Annotated in this window: 2 protein-coding genes and 1 pseudogene; 1 reads left to right on the forward strand and 2 read right to left on the reverse strand. The window is 56.7% G+C overall.

What is annotated here, in order from left to right; all coding sequences use genetic code 11:
* Nucleotides 1–115, forward strand: a pseudogene (locus HV796_RS46405) (IS6 family transposase); the annotation flags it as partial.
* Between the two features lie 255 nt (nucleotides 116–370).
* Here the strand turns inward: HV796_RS46405 and HV796_RS43860 are convergent.
* Nucleotides 371–544: a hypothetical protein gene (locus HV796_RS43860; RefSeq protein ID WP_217478256.1), complete on the reverse strand. Its 174-nt coding sequence runs from the start codon at nucleotides 542–544 to the stop codon at nucleotides 371–373.
* A gap of 4 nt (nucleotides 545–548) precedes the next feature.
* Complete coding sequence (locus HV796_RS43865) at nucleotides 549–725, reverse strand: hypothetical protein (protein WP_217478257.1); 177 nt, start codon at nucleotides 723–725, stop codon at nucleotides 549–551.
* Nucleotides 726–1,091 lie beyond the last annotated feature (366 nt).

The following is a 1,091-nucleotide window of genomic DNA, read 5'->3' on the forward strand; positions in this document are numbered from 1 at the left end:
TGGGGTGATCGTGACATACGAGACGATCCGATGCTGGCGCGATAAGTTCGGCAAGGGCTTCGCTCATCGGGCGAAGGCCTCGTGGCGCAAGCCCGGCAGCACGTGGTACCTCGACGGGAACGCGTCACGAACACAGGCGAAAGCTTGTGGTGCTGTACTGAAGATGGGATTTGGCCTCCCGGAGTTGGGCTTGCAGGAGCGGGCTCCAAACCGCCCCGGGGCTCGTCCCCGCCTCCGCCGAAATGATGGTCGGGCTGGGCCGCTACCGGTGCGAACGCAGAGGGCAACATCCTGCGGGTCGGCGCAGACTGATTTCCTCCTTCCTGGCTCAAAAATCAGTAATGCAAAGCAACGCAACGGTGGAGCCCTATTACGCGGGCTTCCGATTGTAGACGACCATGCCGGTGGGGTGCATGTTGAACTCGAGATCACAGTGCGCAAATTCCGCTTCACTAACGCCCGCGAAAAGATGGCCCGACAGCCATGCAGCCATCGCGGCCTGCATGGCTGTTTTTTCAATTTCCGATTTGTTGTCGGCCTGCACCGCCTTAATGAATTCTTTCCCAAAGAACGAGCACCGCACCCTGGGTAAGCTGTTTGCCTTTCTCCCGCATCGTAGCTTCGCGAGGTTTTGCGACCTGGATCAATGCGGACGCGTTGATTGTGGTCTGGTAGTGGATAGTCACTTGTTGATTTTCGTCGAAAACGCGCATCTTAACGAGCATCGTTCTTCCTTCTTCATGGAAAAGCTCAGCGTGGCCCTGAGCATAGAAAGTTTGTATGAAGCCGTATCAACGTGGCGAGATAACAAACACGACCCTTTTGACGGCTGAAGCCGCCCCGTCCCCGCATCGCAACCTGACAACCCACGCTCTCATGTCCGACACAACTCTGCTGGCGTGATGGCGAATCTCGGATTCGCCATCACGCCGAAGTAGCGGGGCTCTGGTGCAAATCGGCTTGGGGAATCGTAGGCCGAATTAAATCTGTCATCCATTGAAAGGCCAAAGGCAAGAGGTAAATGCTCCTCTCTCAGGCTTTACCCTGCTTGACCTGAAACATCTTGCGCCCCCCCACTTCGACGCGCACGA

Source organism: Paraburkholderia humisilvae (genome assembly GCF_902859855.1).
GTDB classification, from domain to species: Bacteria; Pseudomonadota; Gammaproteobacteria; order Burkholderiales; family Burkholderiaceae; genus Paraburkholderia; species Paraburkholderia humisilvae.